Origin of the sequence: Bacteroides sp. M10 (assembly GCF_014334015.1) — a bacterium.
GTDB lineage: Bacteria > Bacteroidota > Bacteroidia > Bacteroidales > Bacteroidaceae > Bacteroides > Bacteroides intestinigallinarum.
This window is the reverse complement of sequence record NZ_CP060488.1, coordinates 5,281,667-5,300,952: the sequence shown is the minus strand read 5'-3', so window position 1 is coordinate 5,300,952 and position 19,286 is coordinate 5,281,667. Positions and strand designations below refer to the sequence as shown.

Here is a 19,286-nt window from a genome sequence, read left to right as displayed (position 1 = left end):
TATTATATGAGAGTAAAGATACCCAGATGGGAAATCGCCGTAATCTGTTCCGCTTTGCTTTTCCCCGGCACTTCGCTTTGTGCGCAGGAGGTAGGGCAGGAAGAGAAAGAGGTGAAGGAAATGCGGCAAGACGTGGAACAGCTCCAGCAGGATGTCCGCCAACTTCGTGAAGAAGTGCGGAGATTGCAGGAAGAAATTCATGGCTTCCGGCACAACAGCTTCCCGCAATGCGGAGCCGACACCGTAGCTCCCTACGTTCCCCACCATTTCATTCACCGGTTGGGGATAGAGGCGCGGCCGCAATACGTGTTCCCCACCAATCCTTTCCTGCAAGGCGAGAACGAACGGTGGAAACCCATCCAGAGTTCATTTGCCGCTCATCTGAAATACTCTTTCAAGTTTCGTCCCAACACCTGTGCCGACCGCATCTATGGCGGAGCTTATCAAGGTTTCGGCTTGGCCTTTACCACCTTTGGCGATAAAAAACAGCTGGGTGATCCGATGACGTTCTACGTCTTTCAAGGTGCACGCATTGCCCGTTTTCATCCCCGCCTTTCGCTCAATTACGAGTGGAACTTCGGTATCTCTGCCGGATGGAAACCTTATGACAACGATTACAACTCCTACAACGGAGCCGTAGGCTCACGGGTGAATGCCTACCTCAATGCAGGTATCTACCTTAACTGGTCGCTTTCCCGTTATTTCGACTTTATCATCGGCGGAGACTTCACGCATTTCTCCAACGGCAACACCAAGTTTCCCAATGCAGGTATCAACACCACCGGAGCGAAAATCGGACTGGTGTACAACTTCAACCGAGAAGAAGCCGACCTCACTAAATCATTGGTTCATCCCTACGTTCCCCGTTTTCCGCGACACATCAGTTATGACCTTGTGTTGTTCGGCTCGTGGCGTCGCAAAGGTGTCTATGTAGGTGAAAAACAGATTGCATCACCGGGCAGCTATCCCGTAGCGGGGTTCAACTTTGCTCCGATGTACAATTTCAACTATAAGCTGCGTTTCGGAGTTTCGCTGGATGGTGTCTATGACGGCAGTGCCAATGTGTACACCGAAGATGCGCTGGTGGAGTACGATGCAGGCAGCGGTTCCTCCCGTCGTAAATTTCTTGTGCCGGGCATCCAGCATCAGCTTGCGTTGGGACTTTCCGGACGGGCCGAATACGTGATGCCGTTTTTTACCATCGGTGTCGGCTTGGGAACGAATGTGCTGGGACGTGGCGATTTGCGCGGACTGTATCAGGTCTTTGCGTTGAAGATCAACGTCACCCGGAGTTCATTCCTTCACATCGGCTACAATCTTCAGGATTTCCAGACCCCTAATTATCTGATGCTCGGTCTTGGTTTCCGTTTTAATAATAAATATCCTAAAGTACGTCATTAACCTTAAAGAATAAGGTCGTATCTACTCAAACATGATACTATTTGATTCTTTTTTTTACATACTTATATATAAGAAAAATGCATTTTTACTTGGCTTGATTACGGTGAAATAAATTGTAAAAAATAGAAAGTGCAATTTGAGATTGTTTAGTGAATTAGATAATAATTTAATAGCAAAACTTTTAGCAAACTTTTTATTATTATTGAAAACTTTTTTTTCATTTAATTGTTTATGCAATCTATATCAGTTTGATGATTGTTTATTTAATCTATTTAAGTTATATGAAAAAGGAAGTGTTATTCATTGTTGCGCTTATATTTATTAGTGCCTTGAAATCGGAAGCTTGTACGCGAGCTGTATATGTAGGAGAAGATAATACTGTAGTTACTGGACGCACTATGGACTGGAATGAGAACATGCACAGTAACATTTGGTTATTCCCTCGTGGAATGAAACGGGATGGAGAAGTGGGAGGAAACTCTTTAAAATGGAAATCGAAGTATGGTAGTATTGTTACTTCTGCCTATGAATTTTCGAGTACTGATGGTATAAATGAAAAAGGTCTAGTTGCCAATTTATTGTGGCTTCCAGAGTCTCAATATGAAGATAGAGATAAAAATAAGCCGGGATTAACTATAGCTGCATGGACACAATATTTTCTCGATAATTTTGCTACTGTCGATGAAGCTGTGGCTGAAGTACAGCGTGGAAATTTCCAACTGGTTTCTGACATGATGCCTGATGGCTCGCGAATGGCAACCTTACATCTTGCTATATCGGATGCAACAGGAGACAATGCTATATTTGAGTTTATAGATAATAAAATGAATATCTATCATGGCAAAGAGTATGTTGTGATGACAAACTCGCCTGCTTATCCTCTACAATTGTCACTGAACGATTACTGGAAGTCTGTGGGAGGGCTTGCATTTTTACCTGGAACTAATAAGTCTCCAGACAGATTTGCAAGAGCAAGCTTTTATATTGGTGTTCTGCCTAAAACAGCCGACCAACAGATAGCTGTAGCCAGTGTTTTCAGTGTAATGAGAAATGTGTCGGTTCCTTATGGCATTTCAGTGCCTGGAAGTCCTGAAATATCTACAACTCAATGGAGGACAGTGTCAGATAGCAAAAACCTAGTTTATTTTTTCGAATCTGCTATTACTCCCAACACTTTTTGGGTAAACCTAAAAGATGCTAATTTTTCCGAAGGTGCTCCTGTTAAAAAATTGTCTATATCAGAGGGACAGATTTATAGTGGTAATACCATAAAAGATTTTAAAGAGTCGTCTCCATTTAAATTTTTACGTGTAGGTGATTGATAAAATTCTATCTATTTTTATTATTTGATACGCGGAATCGATAGATCTCCGCGTATTTTTTTGCAAACAGATTATATTCATTTTAGATATTTACTCTACTTACTCATCTTTTGTATGTGTTATAGATAGTCGTCTTTACATACAACTCCTATATTAAGATATATACCTTAAATAACTCTGATGTTTTTGGAAGCTAATTTTGTTTGTGTACTTAGTTGGAATGTGCTAAAGATAGAAATTTACATTTTTTTTTGCTTTAAAGCAAAGAAACTTCGTAATGCAAACCGTATCTTTGCCCTCTGAAAATACTAACTTACTAATAGAAAAACAAATGTCGAACATTTCTGCTTCAGCCTTTTCAGACACCAAGGCGCATTATGATCTTCTTGACGGACTTCGCGGTGTGGCGGCTCTTATGGTGATATGGTATCACGTATTCGAGGGCTTCGCTTTTGCCAGTAATAGTGCTATTGAAACTCTGAATCACGGATATTTAGCCGTGGATTTCTTTTTTATCCTTTCGGGTTTTGTGATCGGTTACGCTTACGACGACCGTTGGGGTAAGAGTCTCACCATGAAAGATTTCTTTAAACGCCGGTTGATACGTCTTCATCCTATGGTTGTTCTGGGGGCTGTTCTGGGGGCTATCACGTTCTGCATTCAGGGTTCTGTGCAATGGGATGGAACGCACGTTGCCATATCCATGGTGATGTTGTCTCTTCTTTGCACCATATTTTTTATTCCTGCCCTGCCGGGTGCGGGCTATGAGGTTCGTGGCAATGGCGAGATGTTTCCGCTGAACGGGCCATGCTGGTCGTTGTTTTTCGAGTATATAGGCAATATCCTTTATGCGTTGTTCATTCGCCGTCTGTCTAATAAAGCGTTGGCTGTGATGGTGGTATTGCTGGGAGTGGCGTTGACGTTGTTCGCCATCTTCGATGTCTCCACTTATGGAAACATTGGGGTAGGATGGACGTTGGATGGTGTAAACTTTCTGGGCGGATCATTGAGAATGCTTTTCCCTTTCTCTTTGGGTATGCTTTTATCCCGTAACTTCAAACCAGTGAAAGTGAAAGGTGCTTTCTGGATATGTACCCTTGTATTGATTGCCCTGTTTTCCGTTCCTTATTTGGAGGGTGCAGAGCCGGTTTGTACGAACGGTGTATATGAAGCGTTTTGCATTGTCGTTGCTTTCCCTATCCTTGTGTGGTTGGGTGCGTCGGGAAGTACGACGGATAAGCGGTCAACGCAGATATGTAAGTTCTTGGGGGATATATCTTATCCGATCTACGTGATACACTATCCGTTGATGTATCTGTTCTATGCATGGCTGATTAAGAATCAACTCTATACGCTGGGCGAGACTTGGCAGGTAGCTTTATGTGTTTACGCATTGTGCATTGTACTGGCTTATCTAAGCTTGAAATTCTATGATGAACCTTTACGCAAGTATTTGGCAAAGCGTTTCTTGAGCAAGAAACGATAGGTAGTAGTTTTTTTATAGAGAAAGTCCCGTTTTGTCTGGCAAGACAAAACGGGACTTTTATTTTTCTGATATGTATTCCTGTTTTCCTCCGAGGAGGTACTAATCGTAATAAGTCGATTTTATAGCTTTTCTATTTCTTCTTTTGAAAGTCCGGTGCCTTTGGCAATCATTTCAGTAGTAAATCCCATTTCTTTGAATTTACGAGCGGTCTCGATAAGAACTTCTTGCCGTCCTTCCCGTCGGCCTTTCTGTTCAGCAAAGTCCAACGTATTAAAATAATCGTTGTAAATTTTCCATTCTTCCTCGTACTGCGCTCTCTCTTCCTGGGTCATATTCGCTTTGGAAGCCAACTTCTCCAGTCGTTCAAAGACGGCTTTGCGAGCCTTGAAAGGCATTCTGTCAAGTGTGTCCATATGCTTTAATATATAAATCCAGCGTTCAAAATCATTTTCACATTCATCCTCTTCTTTGCTGAAGTTCGGCAGTTCGATAAAGATTTGCCGGAACTTGTTGTTGAAGAGCTTCCCAGTATCCCTATCAGAAAGTATAATATCCGTTCTGATTTTAGCGGGCATATCCTTGTCCATCACGAAATTCATGAAGAACACTCCATACACTGCATCCAACTGGAAGTCCCAAACACCTTTTTTTGCTTGCTGCGTGATGGCTCGTGAGAGATAGAAGAGGGCACGGTCTTTAAAGTAAGGCTGTTCCCGGTTCTGCATTTCTACGATAATACGTTCACCTGTGTCGGTTACGCAATATATGTCGTAGATAATACCTCGCTCTGTTTTTACTTCCGGCTGCTGTTCGTTGTTGAGGAACTGGATGTCGGTAATTATGTGCTCTCCTACGAGCAAATCATTCAAGAAGTCAATTAATAACTCCTTTTCTACCTCTCTGCCGAATAAAAAATCGAGTAAGTCAGCGGCATCACTGCCGCTTTCTCCTCTAAGAACCGTACTTGAAAGTTTCCCTTCATACGGCTCAAGCAACTCCTAAAGGTTAATCAACTAACCCCGGCTTATTATTTCGTCTTCTTTGGTCTTGACTTCTCCTACAAGAGTCATGAACCAGCAAAATCCTCATTTTCCCATCTTCAGTTTCTTTCCTTTGGATGTTCCATGAATGGCTCCTGTCTATCGGTTCCTGACAGTATGGGCATTTCCTTTCCTGTTTCTGCCACAAAGTTAATAACTTATTTCTTCCATGCAAATGCTGTAACATCTTATAAGTCTCTCTTTTGTCAAAGTAGGGTGCCCATTCTTTGTCATATGGATTCGCCTCTCTTTTTATTTTGAGGTACTTACTGACTTTAGTGTCTGTGAGATGTCGCAGAGTGCTATATCCATCCAAGCCTTTGGCTTTGTTCCCATTCCAATATGAAAAATTCCATTTTCTTCCATTTATACAATGATAGTATTTATTGAAAACCCAACTTTTCTTCTTATTGGGATGACGACGGCAGCTCCATTTTCGAAGTTTGAGATATATCTGATTATCTGCATTGTCAAATGTACGTGAAGCACAACAATATTGATAATAGTTAGCCCATCCTCTGATTTTGGGATTCAACAGATTTATCAGATAATCCTGTCTGCATGAAGGATTCTTCTTTATAACAAGTTTTATATCTGCCAAAAACTTTTTGACTTTATCTTTGGATGGGTTAATAATCAGTTTACCCTTATGCTTTTGTAAACGAAACCCAAGGAATTCAAATCCTTCATCAATATGGGTTATCCGAGTTTTTTCTTCGGATAGTTCCAGCCCTCGTTCTTTTAGAAATTTGCTGACTATCGGCTTTACCTGTTCTTCTAATAATTCTCGGCTTTCTCCCGTTATGATGAAGTCGTCTGCATAGCGAACCAGATTGACCTTAAAACAGTGGTCCTTTCCTTTTATACTACGTGTTTTGAATTTCACAGCCAATTCTTTTTCCAACCCATCTAATGCCATATTAGCAAGTGTTGGAGAAATAATACCGCCCTGTGGAGTTCCTTCATCTGTGGGATAGATTCTGTTTTGAAAGAGAAAACCACATTTCAGCCATTTACCGAGGATTATTTTATCCATTGGTATATGAGAAAGTATCCATTCATGACTGATGTGGTCAAAACAGCCTTTTATATCTCCCTCCAATATCCACTGGGCAAAGCAAGGTTTTGAGAGAACTTTAAAACATTGTTCAACCGCATCCCAAACGCCTCGTTCTTTGCGGAATCCGTACGAATCTGTATCAGCCATACATTCTGAAACAGGTGCTAGCGACATTAAGTATAATGCCTGCATAGCGCGGTCTTTCATCGTTGGGATACCCAAAGGACGAAGTTTTCCGTTACTCTTTTTGATGTGAATTCTGCGCAGTGGAAAGGGAGTGTATCCTCTTCGTTTCAACATGAAAATCGCTTTCCATTTTGATAAAGGAGAGATCCATCTCTGTTTGTCAGTTCCTGATGTCCTCTTCCCTTTATTAGAGGTCACTTGTTTTACTGCCAATGCTTTGGCGTAGAAAGAATGTACAAGAATCCATTGTAAGGATTTTACTTTTCCTGGACGATTTTCTTTTTGAGCCTTTACAATACGGGCTTGCAGCTTATTTACATATTGACGGCAAAGGTCCCAGTTGATAGAGGACCAATCTGATGTCGATGTGCAGGTAGAGGCACACACTTGCGTGTTCATTTGCTTTTCTTCCTTCATAAGTTCTGTAAGTTTTCTTGTAACGAGTCACCATGTGGAAGTCTGCCCGCTTTCGCGTGAAGTATTAACTTCTATGCACTTTATTACCAAGTGCCGTTTGCTTTTTCCACATTCTTCTGCCGGCACTTCCATTAGCTTTCTTTGCAGTTGGCGGACTATCAGATGATAGAGAAGTACCGGTTTACCGTGTTTTGTATAAATAACAAAATGAGTGGGTTAGATTCTTCCTCTTATGCCGACAGAGTTTATGTCCGTGTATTCCCATTCAAAGGAGAGAATAGCCTACTGCCCACCTTTTGGTTCAAGCCTATCAGTGCTTTTGGCTTGTTCTTTCGTAACGACACCTACGGAAGTTCACTTCTGTTAATCATACCACTCTGCCTAGCATCCCGACTGGGTTACACTCCCAATCATTGAAATACTCTCACAAGCAGTTCTTTCTTTTAAGGAGGATTACATTGTCTCGACAGCTTTATACAAAACCATTACTAGTGATGCATATGCCGATAGGCAACTGCTAACGGAATAGCAGGTTTTATCTCTATGAACGTAAAACAATTATTTATACAACTTAACACGTCGCACCTTAAAGCCAAAATCGGTAAAGGGATTGATAAATCTTCCCATTGTATGTTGTGTCTCAATTACAAAACAAAGATAGCGCTTTTTTGTTGAATACGGTCAAGGAGAAGGATAAAATAATCCAAAAGGCGACTCGTATATCTGTATGATGGCCAATACATAAACGTTTTTTTTGAGTAAGAAATGATAGTATGGTAGAGTTTATATGGTAGTTTAAAAAAGTAAAGTCCCGTTTTGTTTTGTAACAAAATGGGACTTTACTTTATATATACGTATTTATGTTTGCTCCTTATTGACCAGCTACTACTTCTCCATTATCCGGTAACACTGCAGAGGTCCAATCATTAATACTTGTATGTTTGTGCTGCCGAAAAGAGATAGCCGGGTAAGGCTTCCAAATTCTTTCCGTCCGTTGAAGCTACGGTAGCGACATCACCGGAAACGGTCATCGCTTCGGGAGAGTTGTAAACCAATAATTCGTAAGTTTCCGGAGCCAGCAATGAATGGAAAAGATTAATGCTGCCTTTCACAGCCTGCTCGTCGGTCTGCCCTGACTGATTGGAGATACGGAGTTGGTACGATACAGGCTGTGTGGCTTCAGTCGAACGCTTACTCCAGTCTGTGGTTATCATTACTGCTCCCTGTGATGGATGCGGAGTGTTATAAATATCATCCTTTACGCAAGACGTCGTCAACATGACCGCTCCACAAAAGAGAATGATGTGTGTACTTATTTTAGTAAATATGCATACTTTTGCTGCATATTCAAAATCCCGTTACCTACGAAGTAACGTTCTATTTGTCAAGCGATTGCTTTCCCTATCGACCGCTCTACGAAATCAATAATCCTCCTGTTCGCATCATCTATTTTCTTGCTGTGGAATGGCTTCAGGTAGGTTTCTGTTACCGTGATGGACGAATGTCCCATTGCTTCGGAGATCACTCCCGGATGGATTTCGCAATAATAAGCAGTCGTAGCCCACGTATGGCGTGCGGTGTAAGTAATATTTAGAAATGCAATAAAAAACAGAATGACGATAATTAAACGTAAAACGTTTATAATTAAGCATTTTGCGAGAATTGCAGAACAGACAGACCTGCAAAAGAAAACAAAATATTGCGACGTTTCAGTTACCAGACTGTTAGCCGCCTGTTTCGGAAACGACGGCAGGTAACCGAATTTTTACCGATAAGAACAAAGCGGATTTGTATTCACTGTTTCTCAATGTTTTGCATGCCAAAGGACGCTTTTCAAAGGAGTATTTTTACAACCTAAAAAAGAGCGTTATGAAAGTGGAAAAATTCAAGGTGCTGCTCTACCTGAAAAAGAGCGAGCCGGACAAGACCGGCAAAGCCCCGATCATGGGACGGATCACCCTCAACCGCACGATGGCGCAGTTCAGCTGCAAGCTCTCCTGCACCCCCGGGCTGTGGAACGCGCGTGAGAGCCGGCTGAACGGCAAGAGCCGGGAAGCGGTGGAGACCAATGAAAAAATAGAAAGACTGCTGCTTGCCGTACACTCGGCCTTCAATTCCCTCATGGAAAGAAAAAGGGATTTCGATGCCGCCGCGGTCAGGGACATGTTCCAGGGCAATGCGGGCATGCAGATGACCCTGCTCAAACTTCTCGACCGGCATAACGGGGAAATGAAGGCCCGTGTCGGTGTGGACCGTGCGCCCACCACACTCTCGACCTACCTCTTCACCTACCGCACGCTTTCCGAATTCATCAAGGCGAAATTCAAGGTTCCGGACCTTGTCTTCGGGCAGCTCAACGAGCAGTTCATCCGCGACTATCAGGATTTCATCCTTCTGGAAAAGGGATATGCCGTGGACACGCTTCGCGGCTACCTGGCCATCTTGAAAAAGATCTGCCGCATCGCCTACAAGGAGGGCCACTCGGAGAAATACCATTTCTGCCACTTCAAGCTGCCCAAGCAGAAGGAGACAACACCGAAAGCACTCAGCCGTGAGAATTTCGAGAAGCTGCGTGATCTGGAGATACCGGAAAAACGCAGGTCACATGTCATCACCCGGGACCTCTTCCTCTTCGCCTGTTACACCGGCACCGCCTATGCCGATGCGGTAAGCATCACCCGGAAGAACCTCTTCCGGGATGACGAGGGCAGCCTCTGGCTGAAATACCAGCGAAAGAAAACCGACTACCTCGGACGTGTCAAGCTGCTTCCGGAAGCCGTCGCGTTGATTGAGAAATACCGGGACGATACCCGCGAGACTCTTTTCCCGCCGCAGGACTACCACACGCTCAGGGCCAATATGAAATCCCTGCGCCTGATGGCAGGGCTGAGCCAGGACCTTGTCTACCACATGGGACGGCATTCTTTCGCCTCGCTGGTCACGCTCGAGGAGGGAGTGCCGATAGAGACCATCTGCAAAATGCTGGGACACTCCAACATAAAGACCACCCAGATATACGCGCGCGTAACCCCGAAGAAGCTGTTCGAGGACATGGACAGGTTCGTCGAGGCAACCCGCGATTTGAAACTTATCCTTTAATCCCTAAACAATCATTATCATGCGCAGTACATTCAAGCTCTTATTCTACATCAACCGTAACAAGGTGAAATCGGACGGCACGACCGCCGTCCTCTGCCGGATCAGCATCGACGGAAAGAAATCGGCAGTCACGACAGGCGTCTATTGCAAACCCGGGGACTGGGACAGCAAGAAGTGTGAAATCAAAACAGCCAGGGAGAACAACCGCCTTGCCGCCTTCCGCAGCCGGTTGGAAGAGGCGTACGGGAACCTGCTGAGGAACCAGGGAGTGGTCACGGCCGAACTGCTCAAGACCACCGTGTCAGGCGCCAATTCCGTACCGGAATACCTCCTGCAGGCCGGAGAGGTGGAACGCGAACGGCTCAGGGTCCGCTCCAAGGAGATCAACTCCACTTCCACCTACCGCCAGTCGAAGACCACCCAGCTCAACCTCAGGCAGTTCATCGAATCCCGCGGGATGAAGGACATCGCCTTTTCGGACATCACCGAGGAGTTCGCCGAATCGTTCAAGGTCTTTCTCAAGAAGGAGCTGGGACACAGGAACGGACACGTGAACCACTGCCTGTGCTGGCTCAACCGGCTCATCTACATCGCCGTGGACCGGGAAATACTAAGAGCCAATCCGATAGAGGACGTGGCATACGAGAGGAAAGAAACACCTAAACTAAGGCATATCAGCCGCAGTGAACTGAAGCGGATGATGGAAACCCCGCTGCCCGACCCGATGATGGAGCTGGCACGCAGGACGTTCATCTTCTCCTCGCTGACCGGTCTGGCCTACGCGGATACGAGGGCTCTCCATCCCCGTCACATCGGAACGACTTCGGAAGGAAGAAGGTATATCCGCATCCGCCGCGCCAAAACGGACGTGGAGGCGTTCATCCCGCTGCATCCCATAGCCGGACAGATACTGGAGCTTTACAACACCACGGATGACGACAGGCCGGTATTCCCGCTGCCGGTCCGCGACGTCCTCTGGTATGAGGTACATGGAATGGGCGTGGCATTAGGCATGAAAGAGAACCTGTCCTACCACATGGCCCGGCATTCGTTCGGGACCCTGACACTGACCGCAGGTATTCCGATAGAGAGCATCGCCAGGATGATGGGCCACACGAACATCGACAGCACGCAGGTCTACGCCCAGGTCACCGACCGGAAGATATCCTCGGACATGAACCGGCTGATGGAAAGAAGAAAGCCCGCGGCCGGCAAGGAAGCCGCAGGCTAAATAAAAACTGCCGCCGGAATCGTAAATGCAATTCCGGCGACAATCCTTAAACTTAAATACGATATTATACCAATGCAGGGTGATAGTTCTCCTCCAGCAGCCTCTCGATGTCCGACTGCCTGTACAGGATCTTCCCGCCAAGCTGGATATAGGGAATCCGTCCTTGGTCCCTGTAATCCTGCAGGCACCTGCGGCTGATCTTCAACATCCCGGAAAGCTCCCTGTCGGTCAGGAACCGTTCCCCGTTGAAGGGAGGACGGTTGTCACGAGCAAGACGTTCCACTTTTTTCTCCATGTCGTCCAGCAGGGCAAAGAACCTGCGGACACGTTCGTTCTCCTTGTCGATAATGCCTTCCATCTCTTCCGCTCTTTAAAGGTTTCCGTTCTTCCTTCTTTCTCTCACCTCCTTCTCCTTGCGTCTGATGCCGACGTAGACCATCAACTTCTCCACATCCCCGGGCTTGTAATAGAACTTGCGCTGGAGGCGGGTGAACGCCAGCCGTCCGGTATCGCGGAGAGTCTGCAGGGTACGCGGCGAGATGTCAAGGCGCAGGCAGACATCCTGGCCGTCCAGTCACTCTCCGGGTTCCTTACAGCGGTTTCTCTCATACAATCTGTCCACACGTGCGGACAGGTTCTCGGCGCGCGCCAGCATCCTCTCAAGGACACCGGCCTCGATGTAGCATATTTCCATATTTTCAACTCGTTTAAATATCAGTGCGAATATAAGGGAAGAAACCATGAGAGGCAAGCACGACCGGCACACTGGCAGGAATAGTCATGGATAGTCGGTTTTTGTCATATGGGAAGGAAAAAGAAAGCCGAAGCAGGTCTGGATCCACTACCCCCTTTGGGTATGTGAAAGGAACGTTGTGGTGAAAGAAAAAACTCCTTTTCACACATGGATGAGGCAATGCCGGAAGTCCGGCAATAAAAAATGTGGCTTCTCTATCCGGGTAAATGCCATGATTACAGACTTCTTCCTGTTCCTATACCATCAGGTCGGTTACCTTCAGGTTAACAACTTATCCAACCTGTGATAGATCCGGATGTGAAAAGATTACTTTGGCTGGCTATTACAATATAATAAGTAGAATCATGTCAAATCTACTGCTGCTATTGTTTGTTGATAATGGCTGGCAGTAGAACAAACTTTCGTTAAACCAATACGTTCATTCTTTATTATCAAGTTTTTAGACTACCTTTGTATTTTATTAACTCATTTACCAAACATTATGGGACTACTCAAACCGAATCAAGTTTTGAACAAAGCATATAGACAGGTTGCGATTGAAACAACAGATTTTGACTTATTCAAAAATGCCCTTCGCACATTGAGAGACAATATTGTGGATGGGCAAAGAGAACACACGCAAAAAGAACATTTACGTAATTTTCTGAGTGAAACGTTCTACAAGCCATACTACATGGCTCCCGAAGAAGATATTGATTTGGCTATCCGATTGGATAAAACTATCAAGTCCAATATAGGGTTATTGATTGAAGTAAAGAGTACCACCAACAAAGGTGAGATGATTTCTAATGACAATCTTAATCGTAAGGCTTTGCAGGAATTATTGCTATACTATCTTAAAGAACGTGTCAATAAGAAGAACAATGATATTAAATATCTCATCGCTACTAATATTCATGAATTCTTTATTTTTGATGCCCATGAGTTTGAACGCAAATTCTATCAGAACAAACAATTACGTCGTGAGTTTCAAGACTTTGTGGATGGACGCAAAACCAGTAACAAAACCGATTTCTTCTATACTGAAATTGCAACAACCTATATTGAGGAGGTGAAAGATAGCCTTGAATACACTTACTTCAACTTACAAGACTATCAACACCTGCTTGATAGAACAGACAGTAGCGCTTCACGCAAACTTATCGAACTTTATAAGATATTCAGCGATACACATCTTTTGAAGCTATCGTTCCAAAATGACAGCAATTCGCTCAACCGTGGATTCTACACTGAGCTGCTACACATTATTGGTATTGAGGAACGCAAAGAGAATAATAAAACCGTGATTGTACGCAAAGCTGTGGAACGGCGTGACGAGGCTTCATTACTAGAGAATACTATTAACCAACTGGATGCAGAAGATTGTTTGCGTCACATAAATGGTCGTTTGTATGGGAATGATTATGAGGAACGGTTATTCAATGTTGCAATGGAATTGTGTATTACTTGGATGAATCGTATCCTTTTCTTGAAACTGTTGGAGGCTCAGATGTTGAAATACCACAATGGAGATGCAATCTATAAATTTCTTTCAATAACTAAGATTCATGACTATGATGATCTCAACACACTCTTTTTCCAAGTGCTTGCACGTGACATGGGCAGCCGCACACACTCCATTATGCGTGATTTTGCTTACGTTCCCTATCTTAACAGTTCTCTTTTCGAGGTGACAGATTTGGAAAGTAAAACAATTAAGATAAACAGCCTTTCACAACGTACGGTACTTCCTGTCTTGGCGAGTAGCGTATTACGAAATAAAAAACGCAATCTACAAGTCAACGCATTACCCACCCTGCAATATTTGTTTGCTTTTCTCGACGCTTATAACTTTGCGAGCGAAGGCAGTGAAGAAGTGCAAGAAGAGGCTAAAACACTCATCAATGCTTCTGTTTTAGGGCTTATATTCGAGAAAATAAATGGTCACAAGGATGGTTCAGTATTCACTCCAGGCTTTATCACTATGTTCATGTGCCGTGAAGCAATCACCAAGACCGTGTTGCAAAAGTTTAATGGTTATTATGGCTGGAATTGTACCACCCGTATAGAACTATACAACCATATTGACAATATAGTCGAAGCTAATGAACTAATTAACAGTTTGCGACTGTGTGATCCAGCTGTTGGTTCGGGTCACTTTCTTGTGTCTGCTCTCAATGAACTGATACTCTTGAAATACGAATTAGGTATTTTGGTAGATGCTACCGGTAAGCGTATCCGCAAAGCGGACTATCAACTTGCCATTGAAAATGACGAGCTGATTGTTACCGATACCGAAGGTAATTTATTTGCTTACAACCCACTCAATGCGGAAAGTCGCCGCATGCAGGAAACTCTTTTCAAGGAGAAGCGTCAAATCATTGAGAACTGTTTATTTGGCGTTGATATTAACCCCAACTCTGTGAAGATTTGCCGCCTACGACTGTGGATTGAATTGTTGAAGAATGCTTACTATACGGCTGAAAGTAATTACACTTATTTAGAAACCTTACCAAATATCGACATTAACATCAAATGTGGAAATTCTTTGCTTCACCGATTCGCTTTGACAGACAGTATTCAGACCGTACTGCGAGAGTCTAGTATCAGCATCAGCCAATATAAGGAGGCTGTAGCTAAATATAAAAATGCCCAAAGTAAAAGCGAAAAGCAGGATTTGGAAACGTTTATAACAGAAATCAAGTCGAAACTGAAAACAGAGATCAACCGCCGGGATGCACGATTGGTTAGATTGAACAAACGCCGCTCTGAGTTGGCAAACTTACAAGCGCCTCAACTGTTTGAACCGACAAAAAAGGAAAAGAAAGCGTCGGACAAGCGCATTGCCGATTTAAAGAAAGAAATTGCGACTTTAGAAAATATATTTGAGGAAATACGCTCCAACAAAATTTATCTTGGTGCATTCGAATGGCGTATAGAGTTTCCAGAAGTACTTGATGCCGAAGGCAACTTCTTGGGATTTGACTGTATCATTGGCAATCCACCTTACATTCAGTTACAATCTATGGGTAAGAGTGCCGATGTATTAGAATGCATGGGTTACATAACTTATGCACGCACTGGTGATATTTACTGCCTCTTCTATGAGTTGGGTATGAACCTGCTTACTCCCAATGGTTTTCTTTGCTATATCACGTCTAATAAATGGATGCGTGCAGGGTATGGTGAAGCCTTGCGAGGTTATTTCGCAAGCAAGACCAATCCTATTATGTTGGTAGATTTTGCAGGTATAAAAATATTCGATGCAATAACGGTAGAAGCAAATATTCTTTTATCTCAAAAAGCAGCAAATATTTTTAACACACAAGCTTGTTTGGTACAAGATTCGAATGGCTTGAATAATTTGAGCGATTTCGTGCAGCAACAAGGCGTGAAGTGTAACTTTGCAGATTCTATCCCATGGATGATATTGTCTCCCATTGAACAGAGCATCAAGCAGAAGATTGAGTCTGTGGGAATACCCTTGAAGGATTGGAACATCCAAATCAACTATGGGATAAAAACTGGTTTCAATGATGCTTTTATCATTTCTACCGAAAAGCGTGATGAGATACTAGCGAATTGTCAAACAGAAGATGAACGTGTTCGGACGGCTGAACTTATACGACCGATTCTTCGTGGCAGGGATATCAAGAGATATGAATATGAATGGGCGGACTTGTGGATTATAGCCACATTTCCTTCGCGGCATTATGATATAGAAAGTTATCCTGCGGTGAAAAATTATCTTCTGTCAATTGGCATAGAGCGTTTAGAACAAACAGGAGAAACTCATATTGTTAATGGCAAAAAAATAAAAGCCCGAAAGAAAACTAGTAACGAGTGGTTTGAAACACAAGATAGCATCAGTTATTGGGAGGATTTTTCTAAGCCAAAAATTGTATGGAAAATAATCGGAAACCAAATGGCTTTTGCATATGATGCCAACAATTATGTAATGAACAATGCCTGTTATATTATGACAGGCGATCATTTGGATTATCTGTTGGCAGTATTGAATTTTCCAATAACTGAAGTAACCTTCGTGTAATCATACGAGTCTGTGATTTCCTGCGTTTACGCAGTTTGCTATAAGCAAGATAGGCACGGCGTACATCAAGATACTTGTTACGGGGACGTTGTATGTGCAAGGTCTGGCAATGTTTGCACAGATGACGATGAAGCCATACAATACCTTCCCATAAGAGTTTGGTATCAGTAGGAAAACGCAGATGACTTTCATAACAGGTGGCATCGGTCATACAGACATGAAGGTTCTCAAGATAAGGTTTCCAATGCTCGGCAAGAATGAGCTGGAGGGGCTCAACGTCAAGGCGATGCGCTAGTTCCTGACGAATTGCACTAACGATTTTAGGATTGGTTAGTGGATGAAGCGGATCAATCTGAACACCACAAAACAACTGGTAATGAATATTACCGTTTAAATGCTCAATCAGTTGTGCATCGGAAAAGTTGGTATAGGACTTCAAGACCATCAAGGCTATTTTACCTTCGGGAGAAAAATAACTTTTACGACCCAAAGCAGAGGACTTCAAATGCATTTGTCGGGTCAGTTCCGAGAAAGGAAACAGAGCATGGAGGCGACCTAATTCACTCGTTGCAAAACTTTGACGATATTTTTTTAGCATATCGAACTCGGTAAAACCTAAACGAGGTTCGATTTCTGAGATTTTTTGTATCTTTACCATGTGTTTTTATTTTAGATTACCCCCGTTTTGGCCGTCAAACCGTTTTTTGGGGGGAATGCTTAAAGATACAAAAAAGGCAACTAACTCGCAATGAATTAGTTGCCTTAAATTTTATTATTTTAGGAATATCCCTGTTTTAATGATTGGTGTCTGGAACTGGTTGAGGAGTTATACTATAGACATTTACTGAATGTCCCTGTATAGTGTCGATAATATTAAAGAAAAACTTGTTATCTCCCTATATGCCAAAGGAATGAGCGTGTCAGACATAGAAGAGGAGATGCGTGAAATCTATGAGATAGAACTGTCCACATCAGCTATTTCCATCATCACGAACAAAGTCAACCAGGCTGCTCAGGAATGGCAGAACCGCCCTTTGGATCCGGTCTATCTCATCGTTTGGATGATTCTACCTATTTTGACTTTTCAGCCTATTAATTGTTTTGGTAACTTCGTTCATTAGCTTTTGATTGGAAGTTCTAAATGTGTTAAGTTCTTTGATTATATCTGCTTTATTATAGTATAAATTATACCAGCCTAATGTTTCAGCAGCCAATATGCGAAGTTCTTCTTCTTGGCTTTCATTTTTTATAATGTTCAGTAATGGCTCAATAGCTTTAGCAATAGGTTTATTTCGGAACCTACTTATTTCGCTTTGTATCTGTTTGGTAGTACTTTCCGGACTGTCAATAAGTGCAAAATCTCTTTCAAGTCCTTTCTTTTGGCGAGGAAGGTATTCTAACAATTCATTCACATAGGAAGAATCGTAGAAAGACCAATCGGCAGCCTGTTTCTTCAATTCATTCAAAGCCATATCATGGTCGAACGTGTTGATAGCACTAAAAATTCTGAAACGATGGCGGTTTTCATGTCCGCGTAATAAATAGCTTTCTATCCATGCCGGCAACAATTCCGGATTGCAATTCTTTTCAACGTATTCCACCGCATAACGACGGATCAGTTCATAACTGTCGTTCATGGCTGTCTGCAATACATCGGCAACCTCTGTCGGATAGTTCAAAGCTAATAGGCGTAATGCTTCCAACCGCACAACGAAATAGTTCGATTCGTGGTAACTTTTCTTCAGCAACTCAACGAGACCACTATAATTTGCCATTGACAATTGACGGAGCGCCATTGCCTGCATGTCAGCCATAGGGGAATTCAGCTGTTTTTTCCAGAATGTAACATTTCCTTCCTGCGCAACTAAAGCTTGGTTGATGTCCATATCCAGCCCGGCATTATTGGTGAAGTGAAAAGTCGGGTCACCGATCAGATGATTTTCCAAGAAGCAGGTAAAACGAGTGAACTGCCCGATGCGCATACCGGCAGCTAACAAGCCGAGAAATTCATCCGGCCATTTATCTTGAATGGTGTTAACCGTACATCCCATAGTAGCAATGGTCTTACCCTTATTGAATATATAAGAGCCTACAATGTTGTCATCCAAATGGAAAGAACCGTTGAAACAAGCATCGAACAATATAAAACGCGCATTAGGAGTCAAAAGACGAATATCTTCAGTATAGATATCCATATTACGGTTTACAATGGAATCCGATTTTATTTTCTCCTCATCGAAAGCTTCCGCACACCAACTTTCAGGCACCCCATACTGCTTGGCATATTCTTTGATAGCAGCTTCACGCCCATGTTTCTTGGCGTATGAAGGCACTTTGCTTCGCAAGAATATTTTGGCATTCTCAATACTCAAATTAATACCGGAACCATTTTCATAGCCATTGATATACTGCATGGTGGGGCCACCGTGGTGATGGAATAGCATGACATCTAATCCTTCGCGCTGAATCTCGTTCAAGTATAATGGTTTCATCGGATAGCGCATGTTAAAATCATAGAACTTCACTGTATTACCCGATTTGAATATTTGCGGCAATTGCTCACGTAAGGCTATTTGCTCACCGCTCCATGCCAAAGGATCTTCAGAATTGTAACCATGGCCACGGGCCATAGTCAGTTGGTCAAATGCATTTTGCTTTGCTTTTTCGGCAACTGCCTTTTTTAAGTAATCGCGTAGCATCTGATAACGGTTCTCACCTTCTAAATGTAATGGACGGATACGGGCCGAATAAATATCCGGTGAAATATACTGTTTAGAATCAGCACGCAATGTCATATAATGATAGTCAGGTATCAAACTGTCTTGTTTAATATAATCAAATTTTAATCCGAAGTCATCATAATAACGGTCGGAAGGAACGCTTGATTTCTGCCAATTGGCTTTGGGAGACCTTTTGAAAGCCGAAGATAGATGATGTGCATCACGAATCATTGGAATAGGGATGTCACCTATAAATACGCAACCCTCCAAAGGCGTTTTCTCATTCTCATGCAATTTGACAAGTTGCTCACGAATAGGTTCGGGCCTTTTCCAATCATCAATTAGCAAGTAAGTACCTAAACCTTCTTTTTCTATACTGGTACGATAAGCATCAATTTCACTTTTCGCTTCATCATAACTTTTCTGATCGACTACAATTGCAAAAGTAGTCTTTGTTTTTATACTAGGATGTACAACTGTTTGCGCCTGCATATCCTGTAAGCACAAAGCGGTAATTGCCAAAAGGATGTATTTATTCAT

Annotated in this window: 15 protein-coding genes and 2 pseudogenes; 9 read left to right on the top strand and 8 right to left on the bottom strand. The window is 43.0% G+C overall.

The window, feature by feature from the left end:
- Positions 1–6 precede the first annotated feature (6 nt).
- The 3 genes from H8796_RS19495 (at position 7) to H8796_RS19485 (ending at position 4,209) form a co-directional block, all read left to right on the top strand.
- Complete coding sequence (locus H8796_RS19495) at positions 7–1,401, top strand: acyloxyacyl hydrolase (RefSeq protein WP_117935638.1); 1,395 nt, start codon at positions 7–9, stop codon at positions 1,399–1,401.
- A gap of 281 nt (positions 1,402–1,682) precedes the next feature.
- On the top strand, positions 1,683–2,723 hold the full coding sequence (locus H8796_RS19490; RefSeq protein WP_117935715.1) for a linear amide C-N hydrolase: 1,041 nt from the start codon (positions 1,683–1,685) through the stop codon (positions 2,721–2,723).
- 331 nt (positions 2,724–3,054) lie between these two features.
- Positions 3,055–4,209: an acyltransferase gene (locus tag H8796_RS19485; RefSeq protein WP_117935636.1), complete on the top strand. Its 1,155-nt coding sequence runs from the start codon at positions 3,055–3,057 to the stop codon at positions 4,207–4,209.
- A 119-nt stretch (positions 4,210–4,328) separates the two neighbouring features.
- On the opposite strand, the gene H8796_RS19480 is transcribed toward H8796_RS19485, so the two are convergent.
- Positions 4,329–5,204 carry an Rpn family recombination-promoting nuclease/putative transposase gene (locus H8796_RS19480; protein ID WP_117935634.1) on the bottom strand — a complete coding sequence of 292 codons (876 nt, stop codon included), beginning with the start codon at positions 5,202–5,204 and terminating at the stop codon, positions 4,329–4,331.
- A gap of 10 nt (positions 5,205–5,214) precedes the next feature.
- Positions 5,215–6,912, bottom strand: coding sequence for a group II intron reverse transcriptase/maturase (ltrA, locus tag H8796_RS19475; protein ID WP_117935632.1), 1,698 nt, complete (start codon positions 6,910–6,912; stop codon positions 5,215–5,217).
- Between the two features lie 207 nt (positions 6,913–7,119).
- On the opposite strand from ltrA, the gene H8796_RS19470 reads away from it, so the two are divergent.
- Positions 7,120–7,329, top strand: coding sequence for a hypothetical protein (locus tag H8796_RS19470; RefSeq protein ID WP_147340095.1), 210 nt, complete (start codon positions 7,120–7,122; stop codon positions 7,327–7,329).
- Positions 7,330–7,838: 509 nt separating this feature from the next.
- Here the strand turns inward: H8796_RS19470 and H8796_RS19465 are convergent.
- Together H8796_RS19465 and H8796_RS19460 are read right to left on the bottom strand one after the other, a co-directional pair.
- On the bottom strand, positions 7,839–8,192 hold the full coding sequence (locus tag H8796_RS19465) for a hypothetical protein (protein ID WP_117935630.1): 354 nt from the start codon (positions 8,190–8,192) through the stop codon (positions 7,839–7,841).
- Between the two features lie 104 nt (positions 8,193–8,296).
- Complete coding sequence (locus H8796_RS19460; RefSeq protein ID WP_317127765.1) at positions 8,297–8,575, bottom strand: integrase; 279 nt, start codon at positions 8,573–8,575, stop codon at positions 8,297–8,299.
- Positions 8,576–8,781: 206 nt separating this feature from the next.
- Between H8796_RS19460 and H8796_RS19455 the strand changes: the two genes are divergently transcribed.
- Together H8796_RS19455 and H8796_RS19450 are read left to right on the top strand one after the other, a co-directional pair.
- A complete protein-coding gene (locus H8796_RS19455) occupies positions 8,782–10,011 on the top strand; it encodes a site-specific integrase (RefSeq protein WP_004311259.1) in 1,230 nt (409 codons plus the stop codon).
- 19 nt (positions 10,012–10,030) lie between these two features.
- Positions 10,031–11,242 (top strand): site-specific integrase, encoded by a 1,212-nt coding sequence (locus tag H8796_RS19450; protein WP_004311260.1) that lies wholly within the window; start codon positions 10,031–10,033, stop codon positions 11,240–11,242.
- Between the two features lie 64 nt (positions 11,243–11,306).
- Here H8796_RS19450 and H8796_RS19445 read toward each other — a convergent pair whose 3' ends face one another.
- Together H8796_RS19445 and H8796_RS19440 are read right to left on the bottom strand one after the other, a co-directional pair.
- A complete protein-coding gene (locus tag H8796_RS19445) occupies positions 11,307–11,600 on the bottom strand; it encodes a helix-turn-helix domain-containing protein (RefSeq protein WP_004311261.1) in 294 nt (97 codons plus the stop codon).
- A 12-nt stretch (positions 11,601–11,612) separates the two neighbouring features.
- Positions 11,613–11,816, bottom strand: a complete 204-nt coding sequence (locus H8796_RS19440) for a helix-turn-helix domain-containing protein (RefSeq protein WP_032849094.1) — start codon at positions 11,814–11,816, stop codon at positions 11,613–11,615.
- A gap of 301 nt (positions 11,817–12,117) precedes the next feature.
- Here H8796_RS19440 and H8796_RS19435 point away from each other — a divergent pair, with 301 nt between their 5' ends.
- Both H8796_RS19435 and H8796_RS19430 read left to right on the top strand, forming a co-directional pair.
- Complete coding sequence (locus tag H8796_RS19435) at positions 12,118–12,282, top strand: hypothetical protein (RefSeq protein ID WP_005651720.1); 165 nt, start codon at positions 12,118–12,120, stop codon at positions 12,280–12,282.
- 195 nt (positions 12,283–12,477) lie between these two features.
- Positions 12,478–16,026, top strand: coding sequence for an Eco57I restriction-modification methylase domain-containing protein (locus tag H8796_RS19430; protein ID WP_004327088.1), 3,549 nt, complete (start codon positions 12,478–12,480; stop codon positions 16,024–16,026).
- Here H8796_RS19430 and H8796_RS19425 read toward each other — a convergent pair.
- A pseudogene (locus tag H8796_RS19425) lies at positions 15,998–16,684 on the bottom strand (transposase); the annotation flags it as partial. The gene H8796_RS19430 and the pseudogene H8796_RS19425 sit on opposite strands and share 29 nt — an antisense overlap.
- 232 nt (positions 16,685–16,916) lie before the next feature.
- Here H8796_RS19425 and H8796_RS19420 point away from each other — a divergent pair.
- Positions 16,917–17,090: pseudogene (locus H8796_RS19420) on the top strand (transposase); the annotation flags it as partial.
- A gap of 3 nt (positions 17,091–17,093) precedes the next feature.
- Here the strand turns inward: H8796_RS19420 and H8796_RS19415 are convergent.
- Positions 17,094–19,286, bottom strand: a complete 2,193-nt coding sequence (locus tag H8796_RS19415; protein WP_004311265.1) for a hypothetical protein — start codon at positions 19,284–19,286, stop codon at positions 17,094–17,096.